At 51.4% G+C, this 21,696-nt stretch carries 12 protein-coding genes; 5 read left to right on the forward strand and 7 right to left on the reverse strand.

All coding sequences use genetic code 11. The features are described 5' to 3' along the window. Positions 1-338: 338 nt before the first annotated feature. The 3 genes from HY774_19245 (at position 339) to HY774_19255 (ending at position 5,559) form a co-directional block, all read left to right on the forward strand. Positions 339-3,188 carry a TonB-dependent receptor gene (locus HY774_19245; GenBank protein ID MBI4750626.1) on the forward strand — a complete coding sequence of 950 codons (2,850 nt, stop codon included), beginning with the start codon at positions 339-341 and terminating at the stop codon, positions 3,186-3,188. Between the two features lie 214 nt (positions 3,189-3,402). Continuing rightward, positions 3,403-4,815 carry a hypothetical protein gene (locus HY774_19250; protein MBI4750627.1) on the forward strand — a complete coding sequence of 471 codons (1,413 nt, stop codon included), beginning with the start codon at positions 3,403-3,405 and terminating at the stop codon, positions 4,813-4,815. 102 nt (positions 4,816-4,917) lie between these two features. After that, positions 4,918-5,559, forward strand: coding sequence for a hypothetical protein (locus tag HY774_19255; GenBank protein MBI4750628.1), 642 nt, complete (start codon positions 4,918-4,920; stop codon positions 5,557-5,559). A gap of 328 nt (positions 5,560-5,887) precedes the next feature. Here HY774_19255 and HY774_19260 read toward each other — a convergent pair whose 3' ends face one another. Then, positions 5,888-7,111: a hypothetical protein gene (locus tag HY774_19260; GenBank protein MBI4750629.1), complete on the reverse strand. Its 1,224-nt coding sequence runs from the start codon at positions 7,109-7,111 to the stop codon at positions 5,888-5,890. A gap of 706 nt (positions 7,112-7,817) precedes the next feature. Between HY774_19260 and HY774_19265 the strand changes: the two genes are divergently transcribed. After that, a complete protein-coding gene (locus tag HY774_19265) occupies positions 7,818-10,409 on the forward strand; it encodes a cyclic nucleotide-binding domain-containing protein (GenBank protein ID MBI4750630.1) in 2,592 nt (863 codons plus the stop codon). Positions 10,410-10,470: 61 nt separating this feature from the next. Next, positions 10,471-13,785: an NAD(P)-binding domain-containing protein gene (locus HY774_19270; GenBank protein MBI4750631.1), complete on the forward strand. Its 3,315-nt coding sequence runs from the start codon at positions 10,471-10,473 to the stop codon at positions 13,783-13,785. Between the two features lie 226 nt (positions 13,786-14,011). On the opposite strand, the gene HY774_19275 is transcribed toward HY774_19270, so the two are convergent. The 6 genes from HY774_19275 to HY774_19300 form a co-directional block, all read right to left on the reverse strand. Further along, positions 14,012-14,638 carry a hypothetical protein gene (locus HY774_19275; protein MBI4750632.1) on the reverse strand — a complete coding sequence of 209 codons (627 nt, stop codon included), beginning with the start codon at positions 14,636-14,638 and terminating at the stop codon, positions 14,012-14,014. A gap of 110 nt (positions 14,639-14,748) precedes the next feature. Then, positions 14,749-15,231 (reverse strand): reverse transcriptase-like protein, encoded by a 483-nt coding sequence (locus HY774_19280; protein MBI4750633.1) that lies wholly within the window; start codon positions 15,229-15,231, stop codon positions 14,749-14,751. A 103-nt stretch (positions 15,232-15,334) separates the two neighbouring features. Further along, positions 15,335-17,296, reverse strand: a complete 1,962-nt coding sequence (gene selB / locus HY774_19285) for a selenocysteine-specific translation elongation factor (protein MBI4750634.1) — start codon at positions 17,294-17,296, stop codon at positions 15,335-15,337. 523 nt (positions 17,297-17,819) lie between these two features. After that, positions 17,820-18,416, reverse strand: coding sequence for a HEAT repeat domain-containing protein (locus HY774_19290; protein ID MBI4750635.1), 597 nt, complete (start codon positions 18,414-18,416; stop codon positions 17,820-17,822). Positions 18,417-18,570: 154 nt separating this feature from the next. Beyond that, positions 18,571-19,629, reverse strand: coding sequence for a hypothetical protein (locus HY774_19295; protein MBI4750636.1), 1,059 nt, complete (start codon positions 19,627-19,629; stop codon positions 18,571-18,573). Then, positions 19,614-21,569, reverse strand: a complete 1,956-nt coding sequence (locus HY774_19300) for a M1 family metallopeptidase (GenBank protein MBI4750637.1) — start codon at positions 21,567-21,569, stop codon at positions 19,614-19,616. Before HY774_19300 ends, HY774_19295 begins: the two co-directional genes overlap by 16 nt. Positions 21,570-21,696: the final 127 nt, after the last annotated feature.

A 21,696-nucleotide genomic window follows, 5' to 3' on the forward strand; every position in this document is an offset into this window, starting at 1 on the left:
TTCTCCCGCCGCCAAATTCAGCTTCTTTCCGACAGGTTGTCTTAAACTTAAAACAAAATCCCAAGTCCTTTCGTGTCATAAGGATCCCCTGGGTTCCCTCCCCAGGGAGTATCTGCTTTTGTTACACCAATGTCAGACAGATTTAACACGATCAACAAAAGAAGTTAACCCCTCCTCAGTAAGCTCGCCGCTTCAACCTAACTCATCATCCTGCATTGATTATATTCAACTCTAAAGGCGTGACCCTCCACTCAATCAGTCACGACCTCTGACTCAACCGAGTCCAAAGATTATTTCGTGTGTTTTCTCTTTTTTTCAAATCTCATGAGGTACAACGTATGACAGTTCGTCCACGTGCAGCCTTGACTCAGGTCTGCGCCTTCCTGACGTGTCTCTGTCTGGTGGGAACGCCATTGACAGCACTCGGTGCGCCGCTGCTTCAGGCTGCACCATCAGGAAAATCGGCAACTGCCCCAAAGAACGCAGATAAACCCGGCAAAGTGGCCGGATTGGTCGTGAATGTGGCAACCGGTGACCCGATTCCCAACGCCGGAGTCGAAATTGTTTCGACACAGCAGACGTTCTACACGGACAATGACGGCAATTTTGTCCTGACACTCCCGCCGGGAAACTACGAAGTCCGCGTTTTCAAGTCCGGTTTTGTTGACACCAAAAAACCTGTCACCATCGTGGCGGGAGATGTGTTCCCGCTTGATTTTGCGCTTTCAACGACTGGAAGCGGCGAAGTTGTCGAAGTCAATGCCACCAGCGGCAGTACTGAAATTGCAATGGTCGAAGAACGCAAGACGGCGAGCACGATTGTTGATTCGCTGTCATTGCGCGAAATCAACAACGACGTGGCCGGGGACGCCGCCGGGGTGCTGCAGCGCGCACCCGGACTTTCAATCGTTGACAACAAATTTGTCTACGTTCGGGGATTGGGAGATCGCTATAGCAACACCGTCATGAACGACGCCGTGATGCCAACGCCCCAGGCCGAACGCAAAGTCGTGCCGCTTGATCAGGTGCCGTCTGACCTGATTCAGAACTTGAAGATTTTAAAAACCTTTACCCCGGATCAACCGGGCGAGTTTGCCGGTGGGCTGGTCAAAATTGAAACGCTTGAGTTTCCCAACCGCTCGTCGCTCAAATTCTCAACATCATTTGGCGGCAATACCCAGACCACGTTCCAGGATATGCTGACCGCACCCGGAGACCGGCTTGACTTTCTGGGTTTTGGGTTGGGACGGCGTTCACTTCCATCAATCATTCCGAATAAACCGCTGGTGCGTGGCAGCGACCTGCTACCTGGATTTACGCCACAGGAATTACAGACCTTTGGTCGCGCATTTGAAAATGTCTGGGAACCCCGCAAGTCAACCGCGCCGATCAATCAAAGCTACAGCCTGGCCGGCAGCACGCAAATTGGAAAGCTCGGCTTTATCGGCACCATCACTTATGGCAACAGTTCAACGGTGACTCCGGAAATCCAACGCTATCCGCGGGTGTCAACCGGTCCAGATGGCACTCCGGTGGTCAGCGCCCAAAACCTGTATGACTATGTGTCAGGCGTCAACAGTGTTCGGCTTGGGTTGCTGGGCAATGCAGCCTACAAACTCAATGACAAGAACAAGTTCCTGTTCAAAAACTTCTTTAGCAATGACTCACGCGACGAAGCGCGCGAGTTTCAAGGCTATTTTGATGACCGGACAACCGACATTCTGAATCGCCGCCTGCGCTATACTCGCACCCGAACCGAAACCCACCAACTGGCTGGGGATCACCTGGTCAGCAAACTGGGTGATAGCATCTTTACCTGGCGATTTACCTACTCTCGGGCGCTGCTTGACGAGCCGGATCTGCGCGAAACGCTCTATGACTTTAACTCCAGCCTGGGCAAGTTTGTGTTCTTCCAGGGTGGACAGAGCGGCTTCCGGATGTTTACCAAAATGCGTGAAAACATCCGTGAACCAGCGATTGACTGGTCAAAATTCGTCTTTAAATCAACCATCACGTTTAACTTCAAAGCCGGTTTCCAGTTTACCAACCGCGACCGATCCTTCAATGCCCGCCGCTTGCGGTTTACCGCCCGTAGCCTGGCTGGAATTGACACATCGCTTTCACCGGAAAATCTGTTTGAAGCCTCAAACATCAACCCTGAAGGATTTGAAGTCCAGGAAAACACCCGCCCAACCGACTTTTTCGTGGCCAAACAGGACATCATTGCCGGGTATGGCATGGCGGATGTCACCTATAACAAATTCCGAGTGATTTTTGGCGCACGGATTGAGAACTCAGAACAGCAAGTTCAGACCTTTGAACTGTTTTCATCAAACCCTGAACCAACCCGGGCCACGCTGGAAAACACCGATGTCCTGCCAAGCATCGGGTTTGTCTATAACATCAAACCAAACATCAATCTGCGACTTGGCTACAGCCAGACTGTCACCCGTCCACAATTCCGCGAACTCAGCCCGTTTGAATTTACCGAAGCCACTGGTGGTCGCTCGACCCTGGGAAACCCCAATCTGGTGCGGACCAAAATTCAAAATTATGACGCCCGGTTTGAAATGTTTCAGTCATCGGGGCGGTTGTTTGCGGTGAGCTTCTTCTATAAAAACCTGCGCAATCCGATTGAGCCAGTGGTTGAAGCCACGGCTAACCTGCGCACCTCATACCGCAACGCCGACAAAGCCAAAAACCGGGGACTCGAATTTGAAATGCGCCAGACCCTGGGCAAGCTCTCCTCCCGGCTGGAAAACCTGACGCTCACGGCCAATTACACTTTTGTGGATTCATCGGTTGAAATCGGCCCTGAAGCGCTTGAATTGTTGACCTCGAAAAATCGCCCACTTGCCGGCCAGTCAACCCACCTGATCAACCTGTCGCTTGATTATGACATTCCGAAATACCGCAGCTTTGCGCGTGTTCTCTATAACTACACCGGAGAACGCATCAGCGACGTTGGTGCCTTAGGAATCCCCGACATCAAAGAAAAAGGCTATCCGGCACTTGACGTGCTCTTCAGCAAAAAGCTGGGGGGTGAAAACGGCAAATGGGAAGTCAAATTCAGTGGTGAAAATCTGCTCAACCGGCTGGTTCGCTTCAAGATCGGCGATGATTTTCCCTTCCAGGTCTATCGCCGCGGACGGACGTTCGGCGCCGGACTTTCATACACGTTCTTTTAAAATAGTCAGTAGTCAGTAGTTCGTAGTCAGTAGTTCACTAAGTTTATTGAGTTGAATTACTTGACTGTTTCCTCACACGAGGATTCCATTGCAAATTGGTGTTAGTCGTCGGTCGTCCACATTCTGGACTTTGCTGACTACTCACTGTCACTCAATGACATTTATTTCTGCTCATCAGGCTTCACTGATGACTCACTTATTCGGAGAAGTATCCATGACGAGGAAACTGTTTACTGTTGCAGTACTGGGGCTGTTGACGTCCCTTTCAATCTTTGTGACCTCGGGCCGGTCGGTTGTTTCAGCCAACCACACAGCACAACCGGCCCTGCAATCAGACAATAACCAGACCCAGATCGAGCTTGATGAAGATGAAGCCGACGATAACGACGGCGAATTCTGGTACGAACCCCAGCCAGAACGTCAGGGCGATGTCGTGACCTTGCGTGGCAATATCACCCAAAACACCAGCCTCAAGGCCAACAAACGGTATGTGCTTGAAGGCGGTGTGTTTGTCAAAGCCCCAGCCAAGTTGAAAATCAAAGCCGGTACCCAGATTTTCGGTGGCCCAAACAGCTTCCTGGCCATTGAGCGCGGGGCGCAGATTCTGGCCAAAGGCAAAGCCACCAAGCCCATCGTGTTTACCAGCGCCCAGAACGCCGGAAGCCGCAAGTTTGGTGATTGGGGCGGATTGATCATCAACGGCAGCGCCCCGATGAACATTCAAAACTTCCAGGGCGAAGGCGGCACGGGTGCCGCTGGCGGCACCAATCCGGCTGACAACAGCGGTGTGTTGCAATTTGTCCGGGTGGAATATGGCGGCTTCCCCATCACGCCACAGAATGAACTGAACGGCATTGCTTTCCAGGGTGTTGGAAACGGCACCGTCGTCGAAAACGTGGAAGTGCTCGAAGCCGGCGATGATTCTTATGAATTCTTTGGCGGTACAGTCAACGTCAAGCGACTGCTGGCCATCGGCACCAGTGACGATGGGTTCGACTGGGTAAACGGTTGGGTTGGAAAAGCCCAGTTCCTGATTTGTTTGAAGGATGGCACGACGGAATCCCAAAATGGGGTCGAAGCCGACAACCTCAACGAAGCCAATGACCAGTTGCCACGTTCGGCGCCAACGATCTACAACATGACGCTGATCGGCGACCTGGAAACCAAATCAAGCTCAGCCTTCGGGATGCTTCTGCGGGTTGGAACGGCTGGCACCTTCCGCAATATCATTGTGATGAATTTCCGTGAGTTCGGGATCCGCGTTCAAAACGACTCCAGTCTGGCTCAACTCCAAAACGGTGCGTTGAGCATTGATGGATTGATCGTCAACGGTAATGCCAAAGGCAACTTCCAGTTTGTCGCCAACTCCGGCTCACCGGATCCAGGCGACCTGTCAAACCTCTTCCGCAACGTCAGCACCGACAATCCAAACCTGACCAACATCAGCAAGTCCGCCACCCCGGCTGATTTCCGGCCACAGACCGGTTCACCAGCCCTCAATCAGGCGCTGGTGGCATCACGCCCACAGGGTGATACCTTCTTTGAAGCGGCCAACTTCCTGGGCGGTATGGGCCCAGGTGCAAATGACGACTGGACCAAAGGCTGGGCCACGTTTGTCCGAAAATAAGGTAGAGAAGTAGTGAAGTAGCGAAGTAGCGAAATAGAAAATCACCCAACGAGCCATGAGTTTTCATGGCTCGTTGGTATTTCAACCAGAATGAGAAAGACAATGCCCACACGTTGGAAATGCTTGAACGGTAAGAATATCGCGAGTTTCACACTTGGAATGAGCCTGCTGTGGTTTGTCGGATGCACGACACCCACGCCATCACCACAGCCGCCATCTTCGACTTCCCTTCCCGCTCCCGCACGAGTTCAACCAGCTCAACCAGAACCCTCGATTGAAGAGCCGCTCCCAAAATTACCAGATAAAAACCGAAAACTGGCAAAGACTTATTCATCAACCGAAGAGCTGACCAAAGCATTTTTGAAGGCGCTGGCTGACAAACCCAATGCGAAAGTCTTGCTCTCCTTTGCCGTCACCAAAGATGAATATTGCCAGTACCTGGTGCCGGAACTCCCCGGCGGGAAAATCCCAAACGTCAACTGTGACTTTTTGTGGAATCAGGATCAGATTCCCAGCAGCTATGGTCTGCAATCCACGCTTTCGAACTACAGCGGAAAAAAGTACACCTTTGTCAGTTTAAGCTTTACTAAAAAGCCGGAAACCTATGAAACGTACCGGATTTATCGGTTTCCACGAGTCAAGGTGCTCACCGAAACCAACACCGAGGAAGTCATTATCCCGTTTGGCCCGGTGGTTGAAATTGATGGGGAATTCAAACTGTATGGGTTTGGGAAAGATGACTGATTTCGGGCTCAGAGTTCCAGGTCTAAAAGACGAAAAGGGCAAAAGGACTTAAATTCGAAAACCCTGAACCCTGCTAATCCCCCGGATTTTGTGGGTGAGCAAACCCTATATTGAAAATAAAGGGCTTAGCTAAATCACATTTTGTGGGAAACAGGCAAAACGGTCCAAAATGGGTTCATTTGATAGCATTTTGCTTCGGTTTTGAGCCTATCCCACAAAATCCGGGAGGATTAGAAGGGATGAGGAATGAAATAAAACCAATTCTTCAACCCGATGTCTTCAACCCGACTTCTTCAGCCCCAAGCCCTGAGCCCTGGTTTTTTCAGCCCTACTGTGATGGCGTTGCCGCAACCGTGCCCGTGATGGTTGAAATCGTTCCATCCGAAGCTTTTACCAGCCGCAGGCAATGATTGCTTGAATCGGCAATCACCACGTTTCCAGCCCCGTCAACCGCAATGCCTCGGGGTTGGAGCAGGCTGGCGTGCGGTGCCAGCCCCTGATCGCCGGTAAACCCACCGGCGCCATTTCCCGCCACGGTCACAATGATCCCGGTTTTGAAATCAACCCGCCGGATTCGATGATTGGCGGCATCAGCAATCAGCAACTGACCATCGCCAGCCCAGGCAAGCCCGCTTGGTTCAAACAACTGGGCTTCAATGGCCGGGCCCTCATCGCCGGTAAACCCGCGAGTTCCAGTTCCGGCAATGGTTGAAATTTCACCGCTCTGAGCATCAATGCGCCGAACCCGGTTATTCCCCAAATCAGAAATAACGATATTTCCTTGTGTGTCAACAATTACGCTACGTGGCAGATTGAGTTGGGCGGCAGTGGCTAGGCCATGGTCCCCACCAAATCCGGCTTTTCCAGTTCCGGCCACGGTTGAGATTTTTCCAGTTTTGCGGTCTACCCGCCGAATGCGGTGGTTGAGCGTGTCGGTAATCAAAATATTGCCTTGTGGATCAACCGCCACACCAAAAGGATGATTGAGGGCGGCAGCGGTCGAGGGACCTCCGTCACCAGCAAAATCCGCCTGCCCATTGCCCGCCACCGTGGTGATGATTCCCGTTTTGAAATCAAATGCCCGGATGCGTTGATTGGTGGTGTCAGCTATGAGCAATACATGGTCACCATCAAGCGCAAGTGCATAGGGACCAGCCAGTTGTGCTTTAAGTGCTGGTCCGCGATCTCCGGAAAAACCGGCGCTTCCAGTTCCAGCAATGATAGCAACCTGCCCGGTTTGTGGATCCAGCTGCCGAATGACGTGCTCTGATTTGTCGGCAATGAAAAATTCACCTGATGGGCCGACAACCACGCTGCTTGGAAATGATAATTTGACAGGAACTGATTGACGAGCCGCTGCCTGGATTGGTGGATGGAGCAGCCGTAAAGGAAATGAGTGTGAGGGAACTGGCATCACCAGAACCCAGAAGGCAACTGCGGTGAGCGTGATTGAAATCCATCGGGAAAGACGTGGTGAAATGAATCCCAGGAATGGTTTTTCGGTTGGAATTGAAGATTGTGATTGACGATGAATAAAAATGAGCTGAGCCATTTCTTGTACCTCCTGAACAACCCCAAAAATGACTCAGCATCATTTCCAATCTGCGTTTCTTAGTTATAAAAGCCGGGTTTCGCCCGTGTAGCCGATGTCCTACATTGATGTTAATTCACTCCAAGCCTTCCGATTTGAGATGGCTCCTGCCTGGTTTCGCTCTTTTCTGCAGCCAATCGGCCTCGAAATGAACTTTTCAACCAAAAGTTTCTGGTTCAAAAATCAGCCAAGCCGGGGTATACTGCGCCGCACTCCCCTTGAGTGGTTCCATCAGTTTTCCACCTGTACCCAATTCTTTCGAAAGACAGCACTCCCAGGGACCTCACTTTTTCTGTCGGGGGCGGTTCAGTTCATTCGTTTTGAATCTTCGTTTTTTCAACGACACAACCTGAAATGGGGATACCTTCTCCGGACAATTCTTGTCGCTCACATTCAAATCAAGCCAGTTTTCAAATACCTGTTTTTTGATTTTTCATTTTTCCCTGCCTCGACTGGATCGAGAAAAATCTTCCAGTTTGCTTTTTCACTGACACCCGCAACACCGTTGATTCAAACCACTCGTGCTCGTGCCCGCGCCGCCGGTGTGGTTCTATTTCTCCGACAGTGTCAGTGCCCAACATGTTCTTTGCAACCAAACTACAAACTGAACCACCTGGGTCAGTCGAAGAAAGCCATCCTCTCACTTTCATCATTTCACAGGGGTCATATGAGCCGAGAAGAGAAGCGTAAGGAAATTCGCGACCATCACACCATCCTGCAAGCCATCAAGGAAATTGGTGCGATCAGTGAACTGGTCGAATATGAATCCGGTCATGGCTACAAGTATGGCGTGGATATTGAAGTCGCCATCTATGGCCGGAATTATGGTCCAGGCAAGAAAGTCGGTCCCTACATCCGCATGTTTGAATATCCACCGGGGGCTGAGATTGTTCACCAGGGCGACTGGGAAACCAATACCTTTTTTATCATTGAGCAGGGCGCTGCCGAAGTCTTTGTTGATATCGAAGGCGGTCAGCAAAAACAGGTCGCGGTATTTGAAGCCGGACGCCCGGTCGGCGAAATGGGCGTGATTGCCGGGGTCGCCCGTGCCGCCACGGTCAAAGCCCACCACGAACGCGGCATCCGGGTGCTCGAAGTCCAGCGACCGGCCTTGCGCATCCTGCGCAAACTCAGGAAATTTGGAACGGCTCTCGACCTGACCTACCGCGACAATGGCCGCAAATCAACCCTGACCACGATCAGCCTCAGTGATGACCTCAAACAGCAACTCAATGATATTTCAGAGTTTAAGGTCATTGTCCGTGGTCACACGATTTGTAGCGAAGGTACGTTCATTGATAAGCTCTATATCATCAAAGACGGCTGGATTGAGCGCTCAGCCACCAGCAAGCAGGGAACTGTCACCGATTATATGGGCCCCGGGTATGCCCTCGGGATGAACGCCCTCACCATTGATAGAGCCCGCTGGACATTTAAAGCCACGGCGCTTGGTCGAACCGAACTTCTGGAAATTCCGCTCAGCAAAGTCAAAGCCAATCCAGCACTGCTCAAGCTCCTGCAAACTGAGTTTGAACCCTATGGTACGATTGGCACCCCGCTGCAACCGGTCAAGGAACTGACCTTTACCCCGGCAGCCAAAACCGCCCAAAAACACATTCTGGACAAGGGGTTGGCTGATGCCAACAACCTGCTTCTGATGGACATGGATTTGTGCGTCCGGTGCGGGAATTGTTCGCTGGCCTGCCACGAAATCCATGGCCAGTCCCGATTGACACGCCGGGGCATCCACGTTTTGCGCCCCAAACACGCTGACCGACCAAAACTTGATCAGAGTCTGCTGGCGCCAGCCGTCTGTCTGCACTGTAAAGACCCGGAATGTTTAACCGGTTGCCCAACCGGGGCGATTGCCCGATTTTCCGGCGGTCAGGTGGATATTGTCCCTTCGCTGTGCATTGGGTGCGGAGACTGTGCCACCCAGTGCCCCTACAATTCAATTTCGCTCATTCCACGCGACGACCTGAAACGTTCACCAGCCACTGGCGCCAAGGCGACTCCAGCCAAAACGGCAGGCCCCGCCAAAGGCGGCGACCGCAAGGGGCAGCCAGCCCCCGAACCGGCCAAAGAACCGTTTGCCAAACAACTCTTCACCTCGCTCAAGCTCAAATATGACGAAAAACCCAAACCAGTCATTGCCGAAGACAATCTGGTAGCCGTCAAGTGCAATCTGTGCAACGACACGCCACTCAATCCCAAAGTGGATGGCAAACCGGTCTATAAAGATCACAAATACAATTGTGAAGAAAATTGCCCAACCGGAGCCCTGATGCGGGTCAATCCCAGTCAGTATTTCGAGGAAATCGGACGCATCAAAGGCAAAGCCTTCCGTCAGGATGGCTCGACACTCTACGGAAGCCAGTTTGGGTGGAAAGACACTGGAAAACAAATTGCCCACACGGTGGGAATCCTGGCCACGCTGGCGTTGTGTGGTGGAACGATGGCAGGAATTGTGTCCTATGGGCTTGGAACACCCCTCTTCAATACCCAGTGGTTTAATCTCCGCTGGATTACAGGTCTGGTCGGATTGCTGGGGATTGTGGTCGTGATGCTCTATCCAGGTCGCCGTCAGGTCTGGCGCAAACGCGCTGGCGCCTTGCGCTACTGGATGCTTGCCCACGCCTATGCGGGGGTGATTGCCGGGGTGATTTTACTGCTCCACGGAGGCACTCACCTGGGCGGTATTCTCACCAGTATCCTCATGATTTCGTTTGATCTGGTTATTTTGACCGGTTTAGTTGGATTGCTTCTCTACTGGATCGGTCCACGCACCTTGACCCAGATTGAAGGCGAACCGTTGCTGGTTGAAGACCTGCTCCGCCGCCGTCAGGAACTGTATCAGGAAATTGCCGACGTTACCTTGACCTCCCAAAGTGAAGCCGAACAACAGGGCCGTCAGCAGCAGTTTGCGACCGATTTTCTCGGAACCCGCGATAAAGTGCTTGATCTGACGACCTCGCTCGGATTCCTGATGCGGCAATACTTCAAGCGCGAATCGCTTGATGACCTGCTCAAGTCAATTCACACCTTGTTTGAGTCTGACACTTCAAAACTCGACAAACGCGAAAAAGATGCCTTCCTACGGTTGCTGGATGCGGCAGTGATTATCCGGCGGATTGATGCGCTCATCTACATCCATCGCGCCCTCAAAATCTGGCTGCCGCCACACGTCATTTCGACTTCGGTTATGCTGGCAACCATGCTGATTCACATTGTTCAGGTGACTTATTACTTGTGGAAGTAAGACATTCGGGTTCCGGGTTCCGGGTTCCGGGTTCCGGGTTTTTGCTTGAAAGGAAAGGTCTATGACAGCCACGCCGACGCGATTTGTAATTAAACGCAAAGATCTCTATGAAGATGACCTCGTGCTTGAACTGGACGGGTTAGCCATTGGCTCCGCCCTTGGAAGCGATCTCTTGCTCAATCACCCAACGGTGTCGCGCATCCACGCTGGAATTCGTGAAATTGACGAAAGCTTTTGGTTGACCAACCTGTCCAAATCCAACGGAACGCTGGTCAATGGGGCGTTGATTGAAACCATCCAAATCCAACCCGGTGACACCATCCAAATCGGGATTTTCCTCATTCGCCCGGCGTTTGATGTGCCAGACCAGATCATCCTTGAAATTGATCGCCAGATTGACTCGGTTTCCGCCGGGAATCGGGCCGCTGGTATTCTGGGAAATCCAATTCAGGCAGCCGCCGAGGGCAAAACGATCAAGCTGGATCCAAGTTTGTTTGCCTTCCTGGATGAAATCACCTCCACGGGCAGCCTGACTGGGCAACTTCAATTTCCAGGACAAACCCAACAGCTTAAAAAAGATGGAAAAACGACCCAGGAAATTGAAATGGAGCGCCAGGGGACGCAAAAACTGACCCCACAGCCTCAACAAACGCAGCAACTACAAATGAAAACCAGCGGTAGCACGGCTCGCATGGCCACCATGCGGCTGCAGCGCGGCCAAACCGGAATGCTGACCGCGCTGGCCGGGCTTTCAGGCGACGAACAGAAAAAGTTTCAGGAATCAATTGACACGTTTTGGGAACGCCGCAAACAGGCTGAGCAGGGCGAGCAAAAGTTAGCCGATATTTCAGCGCTACGCCCGCAAGAACCCGATCCGGAACTGGCACAGTACAACCTGCATCTGGGCAAAAAACAGTTCAACTGGCTGCCGTCGTTCGATCTGGTTCGCCCCTGGCCGCGCGGATACCTGTATGTTTTTGGCGGAACAGCTATTCTGGCGATGCTCCTGGCCGCCGTGTTCTATGAAAAAGCCTATTCACCGGGCGAAGTTTCCAATCCACACAACCTGCCGCTGGCCCAGCAGCCCGCCGATGTGAATCAACGGGTTGGGGCAAAAATAGTGGCCAATATTGCGGCTGAAAACAATTGTGCCGCCTGCCATTCGCCAGTTCTCTCAATGCAGAAACTGTGTATGGACTGCCACCAAACGGCGCACTTCAACCCAGAAGTCATTTCCGCGCACCAGAAAGCCAACGTCGGCTGTGTTGATTGTCACACCGAGCACAAAGGCAAGGAGTTTAAGCCGGCTGGGGTTGCCCGCAGTATGTGTATTGACTGCCACCGCGATGACCCACGCCATCCCAAAGCCCATGATGCCAAAGGGCAGTTGTTGAAAAACCCGCATCCCAACACGGCTGGCTATCCGGTGAATAAACAAACCGGCCAATGGACCTGGACCAACCCGCTCAATCCGAAATGGAAACAGGTCTTCCCGGCCAACATTGGGCCCAAAGAAAAGTTCCACCTGGTTCACGGCGTCGGACTCAATGCCGCTGGCGAAGACTGGAAATGCTCGGGCTGCCACGAAGGCTTCACCCCGGCGGCCAAAGCCAAGGTCATCAGTGAAGACAAGTGCAGTGTCTGCCACGGCGCGACCTATGACGAGGAAAGCAAACGCAAGCTTGATCAACTGGCGGCCAATTTCAAACTGGATTGTAATAGTTGCCACCCGCAGCACGGCTATGACACCGTCGCTCTGGCCTCGCTCAAGAAAGCCGGAAAAGACCGCACACCGATTGTCTGGACACCGGAAGGCGTCTACCGAGGCGGGAAAGACTGGCAATGGACGTCATTTGCCGCCAAATTTGGCGGGATGTCAGTCAATGGCTGGCTGGCGTTCTTTAGTATCCTTCCCCTCACGGCGCTTGGGTTCCTGGTGGTTGACTCAAACCGTCGCCGCAATGTGCTCACCTTGCTCAAAGGTAACATCATTGAATTGTCCCGCAAGAAGGTAAAATTCAACGACATCACCTATGCCAAACGGTGGGAGTCCAAAGAACAAATCAAACGGGCTGAAGAGGCAGCCAAGGCCCGTCCTGTGCCACAACCGGTGATTAACTATGAAACCTGCATTGGGTGCCATAACTGTATCCTGGCCTGTCCGCAGGATGTGTTGGGCTTTGATGACCAGGAACACCACGCCATTGTAGTCAATTATGAACAGTGCATGGAAGACACCGGCTGTCAGCAAGCCTGCCCGACCGTGCCCCAATCCTGCGTCCTGATCAATACCAAGAAGAAGATCCGTGAAGCACCCAAACCAATCCGCAAGGGTATCAATGACGGTTATGAAACCGAACACGCTGCCGGCGTCTACCTCGTAGGCGATGTTTCAGGCGTGCCGTTGATCCGCAATGCCATTAAAGAAGGTCGCGCGGCAATGGACAAAATTGCGGATCGCATTCAAACCGAAGGTCGGGCTGCCGGTGCCGACTACGACGTGGCGATTATTGGTATCGGCCCAGGTGGAATTTCAGCCACTGCCCGGGCCGCCGAACGCAATCTGACCTATGTAGCCCTGGAGCAGGGCCGAAAGTACTCCACCATCGCTGACAAATACCCGGCGGGCAAGTATGTGGCCTTCAACCCCTATAACCCCGGCGACCCGGAACTCGGCACGGTCAAACTTGAAGGCCCAGGTGATTTGAAAGAAAAAATGCTGGCCTGGTGGGATGAAGCGGTTGATAAACTTGGTCTCAAGATCAATGAATATGAAGGCTGTAAAGAAATTGCCAAAGAGGGCGACATCTTTGTGATCAAGACCGAGAAAAACCCAGCCGGGTATCGGGTCCGCAAGGTTGTGCTGGCGCTTGGTACGGCGGGTGAACCACGCAAACTGGGCTGTCCTGGTGAAGACCTGAAAGCACCTGATGGCAAACCCAGAGTGGTCAATCGGTTGCAGGATCCAAGCGTCTACAAAGGGAAGAATATTGTCGTGGTGGGTGCTGGAAACTCAGCCGTTGAAGCAGCGGTTGATTTGACCGGCAAACGCCAGGATGACGGAACGGTCGGCTTCCCGAAAGAAGGCGCCAATCAGGTTGCCCTTGTGGTTCGGTCTGATTTTCCGAAAGACCTGACGCTCGAAAACAAGATGTGGGTCTATTACTGCATTGACCGGGGCAAGATCAAAGCCTATTTTGGCGCTGGCATTAAGGAAATTACCGAAACCGAAGTTTCGATTGAAAAGATTCGCGACAAATCTGAAATCGTCCGGATGCCCAATGATGTGGTGTTTGCCATGATCGGCAGCATCGCACCGAAGGAATTCCTCTCCAAGATCGGCATCAAGTATGCCGGCGACGACCGGAAGAAATGAAAGAGTCAGTAGTCAGTAGTCAGTAGTCAGTAGTCAGTAGTCAGTAGTCAGTAGTCAGTAGTCAGTAGTCAGTAGTCAGTAGTCAGTAGTCGAGTGTTGGGAATTGAGAAATTCTGTCAAGTGGATTTTGTTCTATTTGAGTCAGTTAGGAACAATTCTTTTCAGGAATTCGACGGATTCAATGATCCGGGTTTTGACTACTGACTACTGACTCATCAACTACTGACTACTTCATCTCCACCCTCACACCTGACTTCAATGGCCCATCTCCTTTGACTTCGAGAACCAGCGTCTGGCCAAAATCACGATTTAATTTCGGCATTCGAAAAAAGATGATTCCCTGCGTGCTTGAGGGGGCTGGCAGAACAGTGTCGGCAGGGAAACAAAGCCTCATGAATTTTTCCTGGTATTTTTTATATCCCTGCACCGAATAGTTGCGAATTTCATAAAACTTCATCTGTTCAGCACTGGCTTTCTTGGGCGGCATCCGTTGCCATTCTTTTCCCTGGGCATCAAAGAGCCGGAATTTCAGGGATTTGGTCGAAAATGGCGCTCCGCTCTGATTATCAATGCGGATTTGAACCGGCATCACGCCAGCCAGCAGCAAATTACTGTCAAAGCGGCGGAAGGATTCATCTTCTTCACGAATCGGCAAGGCTGAGATTCGGACGGTTGCAGTTTCCGTCACATGCGGGAAATTTTCCAGCGGGAGATCAACGCGTGGGGCAATCGCAAACGGTTCGGTTCGACATCCGCTCACCAGCACCAGTAAAAGAGCGAACAGCGAATAGCGAACAGCGAATAGTTTTTTGAGACTCAAATCGTTGAGAATCATATATTTTCTGATAATCATTCGTTTTTTCCACGGGTTACGCTCGCTGACGCTCGTTCCACCCAAGACTGTCATGCTGTTACCCGTTTCATGGGTTTGAGCGGTTGGTTTCTATTCACGACTTCGCTATTTCACGACTTCGCTTCCTGGCTTGCCTCAAGTTTTTCTACCAGCCCAGCCAGAAAATCGGTATCAACCGTGCCGGTTTCAGCAATCTTGCGGGCTGCCGTATCACAAACTTCCTGCAACGGATGCCCAGCGTGCCCCCGCGTCCAGGTCCAGATGACCCGGTGCGGTTTGGCGGCTTTATCGAGGCGGTCCCAAAATTCGTGATTGGCTTTGCGCCGAAACTCGCCCTTCATGGTTTTCACGACATATTGTGAATCAGAGATGACTGTCACCTGGCAAGGCCGTTTGAGTTGTTCCAGTCCAAGGCAGGCCGCGACAATTTCCGCCTGCTGATTGGTGCCAGAGCCCATATACGCCCCAAATAATTTGCGATGGCCATTCCATTCAAGCAGGGCAGCGGCGGCGGCGGGCGAGTTTTCCTGACCATTTTTCAAGCTGGATCCATCACAGACCAGCAGCACTTCATTGGGTTTTGGTTGTTCCATAAATGAGTGAAATAGCGAAATAGAGCGAGTAGCGAGTAGCGAGTAGCCAGTCGTCAATCCAAGAGAGTCAGAAGAAAGATCACCCTGTCACTGTGTCATCTGTTCAAAGAATCTCGCGCACGTTTCCAACGCGGCGGGTGATGCGCTCACTGTCCAGATATTCAAGGAGCGGAATGACATATTTGCGTGACAACCCGAAACGATCTTTGAAAAAAGCGATATCAAGTGTTGGTGATTGTGCTTTGTAGGCCCGTACTTCAGCAATTAGATTCTGGATGATCTCAGCGTGGCAGGTAAATTCACCGACGCGTACAAATCGCTTTTCATTGAGCAACAGAAAATAAACCGGTCTGGCCTGGGCATCCTTGAATTTGAGCTTTTCAAAGAGTTCGGCCATTGAGAGTCCCTGCAATCCAGTCTCGCGGAGGGTTCTTTCCATTTGCTCCTTGATCTGAGCTTCTGCCCCGGAAACTTTAATCTGGTAACTGGCCAGTCGGAGCACTTCCCCATCAGCAACCAGTTTTTTTTCAGTGACCAGTGATTCAACCGTGAATTTAAAGACCTCAACCGGCAAGCGTGCGAAAACTTGCTCTCGCATCTCTTCCCGCGAAGCACCTGGTTGCAATGGTTTTTGCCGGTGAAAATCGCCAACCCGTTTCAGCAACGCGGCTTTGAGTGGCTCCAGGTGCACTTTCCAGTTGGTCCGGAATGGCCGAGTCAGATCTTTTGGTCCAAGGGTTTTTCCGTTGGTGATGTCAATGAATACAAGCTGGTTTTTCTGGTGCAGATGATTGAGTATTTCTTTGAGTACCTCATCTGACTCACCGCTTCTGGCAGCCAGTTCAGCCAGAGTACACCCGGAAGAACCACTTTTTTCCAGGAAAGCCGCCACCCGAACTGCCGAATCTGAACTGACAAGTTTGGCTAAAAAAGCGGTGACACCCTCACGGTCACCGGCTCGATGCCGATGGGGTTGAACGTCCAGGACAAGTCCACCTCCGACGGTGAACTGAGGTGAGTAGTGCCGAATGATAAACCGGTCACCCGGTAAGGCCAGCACCGGTTCTTCAAGGTGGAGTTGGGCAAAACAACGCTGCCCGGGGCCAAGTTCGCGATTTTTTGAAGCCAAATCGGCAGGTGAATTCAACAAATGGACTCGCGCCATGACTTCACTTGTTCCGTGATGGAAACGTACGCGAGCCCGATGACGCAATGGCTTTTCAACTGAAGCCAGCAACTCTAACTGGACATCCATCATGTGCGTTGCCGCAAATCGTCCAGCCGGAGTGACCACCTGCCCACGGGTTACGGCCTCAATATCCACACCTTGCAAATTGATGGCAGTTCGCTGCCCGGCGGTGGCTACCTCAGATGATTCACCGTGGACTTCAATACTGCGGACTCTGGTTCGGCGACCACCTGGATGAATTTCAACGTCATCACCAATTCGAAAACTCCCGGCAATCAAGGTTCCAGTAACAACGGTGCCAAATCCTTTGACTGAAAACACCCGATCAATTGGGAGGCGCGGCGGGCGAGTACTGCTTTTTTCGGTAACGGTGAGCGCAATCTGCTCCAGGGCGTGCTTTAACTCATTAAGGCCGTCGCCGGTACGGGTGCTGACTGAAATGACGGGTTTGCTCTCAAGGAATGTTCCTTCAACGAATGTTTCGACTTCGCTCTGGACAAGTTCAAGCCACTCGGTATCAACCAGGTCAATTTTGGTGAGCACCACCAGCCCGGTTGGGATCTTGAGCAACTGGCAAATTTCGAGATGCTCTCTGGTCTGAGGCATCACTGACTCATCAGCCGCAATCACCAGCATGACCAGATCAATGCCATGGGCACCAGCCAGCATGTTTTTAACAAACCGTTCATGCCCCGGCACGTCAACAAATCCCAACTGAAACCCATTGAGTGTCAGGTTTGCAAATCCAATATCAATCGTGATACCGCGTTGTTTTTCTTCTTTGAGCCGATCAGTGTCTGTTCCGGTAAGTGCTTTGACCAGGGATGTTTTTCCGTGGTCAATATGCCCTGCCGTGCCAACAATGATGTTTTTCATATGAAATCAGTCAGGAGTCAGTGGCATAAGCGCCAGGATAAGGAAATGAAAGCCTGTTTGAGACAAGGAGCTGGGGAGACAAGGAGACAAGGAGACAAGGAGATCCTCCGACTGACGTTGGGAGCGGGAGAATATTTTTCCCTTTGTCCCCTTGTCCGCTTGTCCCCTTGTCCAGATCGAGCTTTGTTTCCTTATCCTGGCACTTATTAGGAGTCAGTGGTCAGTAGCTCACTCAATTTATTTGGTTGAGTTAGTTTTGGTTTTTCAGATAAATATTTCCCTGATAGCAATTCCGCTAAAACCTCAGAAATTATTGAAAAATTTGGATTTGCTTTTCGTGCATTTCATATTTTCCGTGTTTTTTCTGAGAATTTATAGCTACAAGATGACTCAATGACAAGTTGACAGGGTGAGCAAATACAGGCTGATTTTTCTTCTGACACTTTTTGGATTGACGACTCGCGACTCGCTATTTCACTGCTTCGCTATTTTGCTATTTCGCTATTTCACTATTTCACTCACTCTATTGCTGCGCCTTACCAATTCGCTCAACCGCTTTCTGGGCTTCGGTGCGAACACCTTCGTCTGCATCCTGGAGGCAATCAACGACTGATGACAACACTGGTTCGGCTGGTGGGCCAATACGCCCGAGCGCCTGAACGGCTCGCAAACGAACAACAGCTTCTTTGTCTTTTAAACCGGGAACAATTAAGAGAAAGGTTTCTGGTCCGATTTTCCCAAGCGCTTCCGCGGCTCGTGCCCGGATATTTTTGTCTTCGTGTTGTTTGAGTGTTTTTGAGAGTATGGGAATTGCTTCTTTCGCCCCGGCGCCAATTCGTCCCATGATAAAGATTGCAACCGGAGCAGCTTCTTTTTCGGTTAAAACTTCAATCAGTGCCGGAACGGCTGGTTTGCCGATAGCCGCCAGTTTGTTACTGGCTTCGACTCGAAGTGACTCGTCCTTGCTTTTGAGATGATTGATGAGTTCTGGAATTTGGGCTTCAAGGTTTTCAGATGGCTCTTGTGCAACGGTGGGTGATGCGGAAAAAAGAGCTAAACTCATTCCCCATAAAAGCGTCAAAAGCACCCTTCCTGGGTTCTTGCCTTTCAAACATCGCATGATCCCTCCTTTTCACCGAAGAGAAACAACTTTATCTCATTGTGCCTGGTTGAATTGTGTTTGGTTACGATCTGGCAGGATATCAGCTAGTTTAGAGGAAATTTTCACGGGTTGCGATGCTCGATTTTGAATTATTGAAAGAAGATTCCCGAATTCATGCCGAAGTACTTTGCACAGCCTTGACTTCACTGGCATACCATCCCAATTTGAGCCACCAGCGAGTCATCACCACCATCTGATGCGTCACAATACCCAGTCCAACCAAAAACCAGTTGTGGGGTGAAATGGAAAACGAGACCTGAGCGAGCAGGAAATGGCCAACCAGCGTTATCACCAGCATCAGACCAAACACTCCGATCAACTTTTGCCAGTGACGCACAATCAACACAAGGGTTGGAATAATTTGACGCGTCACCCAGGTCTGGCGAGTCAGGACAATTCGAACCCTGAGGTAGTCCAGAAACAGGTGAATCCCGACCAGGCTCAATACTGCCAGCAGGTATACCATCATCCGCAAGAAGCGCACCTGAGGCTCATTGGCTGAAGTCTCAGCATACTGTGAAATGAGTCGCCATCCTAAAAATCCAAGACAGATCAAAAGGCTGTGAAAAAAGACTGATATCAACGCAACTCGAATAAAAGCCCCAAAGGAAGCCGCGCAGTTGGTGAGAAAACCAGGGTTCCGGGTTCCGGGTTCCAAACCCAGGGTTCCGGGTTCCGGGTTCTGGGTTCCGAGTTCCGTTTCCCAATTGGTGCTGTTCACCGCTTCACCACTGATGAGCGGTTCTGGACTCATTGCCTGCTCTGAATTTCCAAGATCTGATCCGGAACCCGGAACCCGGAACCCGGAACCCTGGTTTGCAAACCCGGAACCCTGTTTTTCTGGATCAACAAACAGTCCAATCAACCCGCCGGTCAGGTAGATCCCACAAACCCAATACAGAAGGCCGACAACCATCAGTCCACCCATGAACAGGGCACCATACTGGGATATCAGTTCTGGAAAATGAGCGACTTCGGCCAGCCAGGCCGCGTCCAGATCCGATTGAAGCAACCGGTCCGCCATTTCTGAATGGCCGTTCAACCGATTCAATAACCAGTAGATTGGAAAAGCCACCAGGGTTGAGGCACACCAGGTAGCCAGCATCAGGATCAAGAGCAACCGCCAGTGTCGGGCGGCCTGAACCAAAGAGTCGCTTACAATGCGAAACATAACACTTCCTGTAAAAGAAAAATCAGGCGAGAAACAAGATTTACGGTACCGACCTGGGAGGGATTCACCACATAGCTGTTGTTAAACCAGTCAACGTCCAGCATCAGTTTATGGTCAGGGTCAACCACCACGGACTGAAGTGGTGCTGACCGCTCGACCACAAATCGCTTTTCGGCTGCTTTCCCATCCCACATTTCACGCAACCGGCTGCCATCTGTAAATCGGAATTCGACCTCCACCGGCATCACCGCTTCGCCTTTACGAACAACGGTGACCTCCGTGGCAAACTGGGTTCCGGCACCTGTGGTTTTGGCGGATTGAATCGCATAGTCAAGCACCACCGTGTCACGAAAGTATTGCTGAAAAAACCATTCGAGATTCTGCCCGGCAACCTCTGAAGCGACATCGAAAAAATCCTGGGCAGTTGGATGCTTAAAGCGCCAGCGTTCAAAGTAGGTTTTTAATATCCGATTCATCATCGGTGTTCCCAGATAGCGTTCCAGCATCTCAAGCGTCAGTGCCGGTCGAGGATAAGAATTGAAATAGTAACTCGCCCACGGATCATCGGCTTTGTATTTCCACCCCTGGGTCATAATTGGATCGTATTTGACGGTGTTTGGAGTCAAGGTGACCCGGTTGAACGACCAGACATCCCACCGGACCGGCAATCTGACAATGGGTTGTCCAACCAACCGAAACCACATCGCGGTTTGGTCTTTATAAAACGCTTCCATCAATTTGCGTTCGGTAAAAGAGGTAAAGCCTTCATCCAGCCACGATTCTTCAAATTCGTTGCTGGCTACCATGCCATACCAGTATTGGTGGGCAAATTCGTGAACGGTGACGACTTCTGGCGATGCTTCAAACAAGGCTTCGTCATCCATCACGCGATAGAGCGTGCCGCAGGTAATCAGGGTTGGGTATTCCATCCCACCTGAGCCGTCAGCCTGATATGCCGGATCAATTATCGTCAGGGTTTGATAGGGATAGTCGCCATAGGTCAAACCACAGTACTGCAAGCTGTTTTTAACGGCTGCAAAATGGCGGTCTTTCTGGGCCAGATGCGAAGGCTGGAGCAAAAGCTTGAGTTTGACTTCGGGAAGGTCTGGATGACGGAACGTGTCTTCAAATTCAAGAAAATCAGGTGATGCCGCCCAGGCAAAGTCATGCACGTCCGCCTGGACATACCGATATGCCGTCTGGCCTCCGGGTCGGGTTTCTTTTGATTGCAGGACGCCAGTGGCACCAACTTTGTAGTTTTCGGGCACCACAAAGGTCACATCATAGGTGCCAAAGTCGGCATAGAATTCAGTGTTGGCATGAAATTGATGACAGTTCCAGCCAGCCGTGGTCCGACGGCGAAGCCCAGCCGGTTCATAGACACCAAGTTTCGGAAACCATTGCGCGACCAGAAAATAATTTCCTTGATACCCGGTCCGGGCAAAAACCCGTGGTAATTTGGAAAGAAATTCCATTGAGAGCGTGATTTCCTGATGTGGGCCAACTGGTTGGGTCAAGGGAATTCGCCAGACCGTCCGATCATCGCGATTGCCATCATCAGGGGCAATAAATTCGGCTCGCGGCAGGAGGTCTTCTCCATCACTGGTTCTGAGTGACAGCACGTCAATGCTGCCAAACTTCCCGCTTTTCAAATAATCCCCGCGTAACTGGCCGCCTGATTCAACCATAAAGGTACTTTTCTGATCGCGAAAAGCATTCAAATACAGGTGGAACTGGAGTTCGTTCACCGGGGCATCTGATGGATTGCGCCAGCGAAGTATTTCTTTTCCCTTAATGTGTTTGGCTACGGGATCAAGCACCGCTTCAATCTGGTAGGCCACCACCCGGTCTGACAGTTGTGGCTCTCTGGCATTGATGCTGTGCCAGTTCCCGATCAATACAATCAATCCAAGTCCAAAGAACAACCAAATTCTTCGCATCCTGTTTTTCATATCTTTCACGAGTCAGTAGTCAGTAGTCAGTCGTCAGTCGTCAGTCGTCAGTCGTCAGTCGTCAGTCGTCAGTCGTCAGTCGTCAGTCGTCAGTAGTCAGTAGTCAGTAGTCAGT

The organism is Acidobacteriota bacterium (genome assembly GCA_016208495.1).
GTDB lineage: Bacteria > Acidobacteriota > Blastocatellia > Chloracidobacteriales > Chloracidobacteriaceae > JACQXX01.

Excerpts from the sequence above, each read along its gene's own strand:
- selB (MBI4750634.1), bottom strand. The coding sequence starts at position 17,296 with ATGAAAAACATCATTGTTGGCACGGCAGGGCATATTGACCACGGAAAA.
- HY774_19300 (MBI4750637.1), bottom strand. The coding sequence starts at position 21,569 with ATGCGAAGAATTTGGTTGTTCTTTGGACTTGGATTGATTGTATTGATC.
- HY774_19290 (MBI4750635.1), bottom strand. The coding sequence starts at position 18,416 with ATGCGATGTTTGAAAGGCAAGAACCCAGGAAGGGTGCTTTTGACGCTT.
- HY774_19270 (MBI4750631.1), top strand. The coding sequence starts at position 10,471 with ATGACAGCCACGCCGACGCGATTTGTAATTAAACGCAAAGATCTCTAT.
- HY774_19245 (MBI4750626.1), top strand. The coding sequence starts at position 339 with ATGACAGTTCGTCCACGTGCAGCCTTGACTCAGGTCTGCGCCTTCCTG.
- HY774_19265 (MBI4750630.1), top strand. The coding sequence starts at position 7,818 with ATGAGCCGAGAAGAGAAGCGTAAGGAAATTCGCGACCATCACACCATC.
- HY774_19255 (MBI4750628.1), top strand. The coding sequence starts at position 4,918 with ATGCCCACACGTTGGAAATGCTTGAACGGTAAGAATATCGCGAGTTTC.
- HY774_19275 (MBI4750632.1), bottom strand. The coding sequence starts at position 14,638 with ATGATTATCAGAAAATATATGATTCTCAACGATTTGAGTCTCAAAAAA.
- HY774_19280 (MBI4750633.1), bottom strand. The coding sequence starts at position 15,231 with ATGGAACAACCAAAACCCAATGAAGTGCTGCTGGTCTGTGATGGATCC.
- HY774_19250 (MBI4750627.1), top strand. The coding sequence starts at position 3,403 with ATGACGAGGAAACTGTTTACTGTTGCAGTACTGGGGCTGTTGACGTCC.
- HY774_19295 (MBI4750636.1), bottom strand. The coding sequence starts at position 19,629 with ATGTTTCGCATTGTAAGCGACTCTTTGGTTCAGGCCGCCCGACACTGG.
- HY774_19260 (MBI4750629.1), bottom strand. The coding sequence starts at position 7,111 with ATGGCTCAGCTCATTTTTATTCATCGTCAATCACAATCTTCAATTCCA.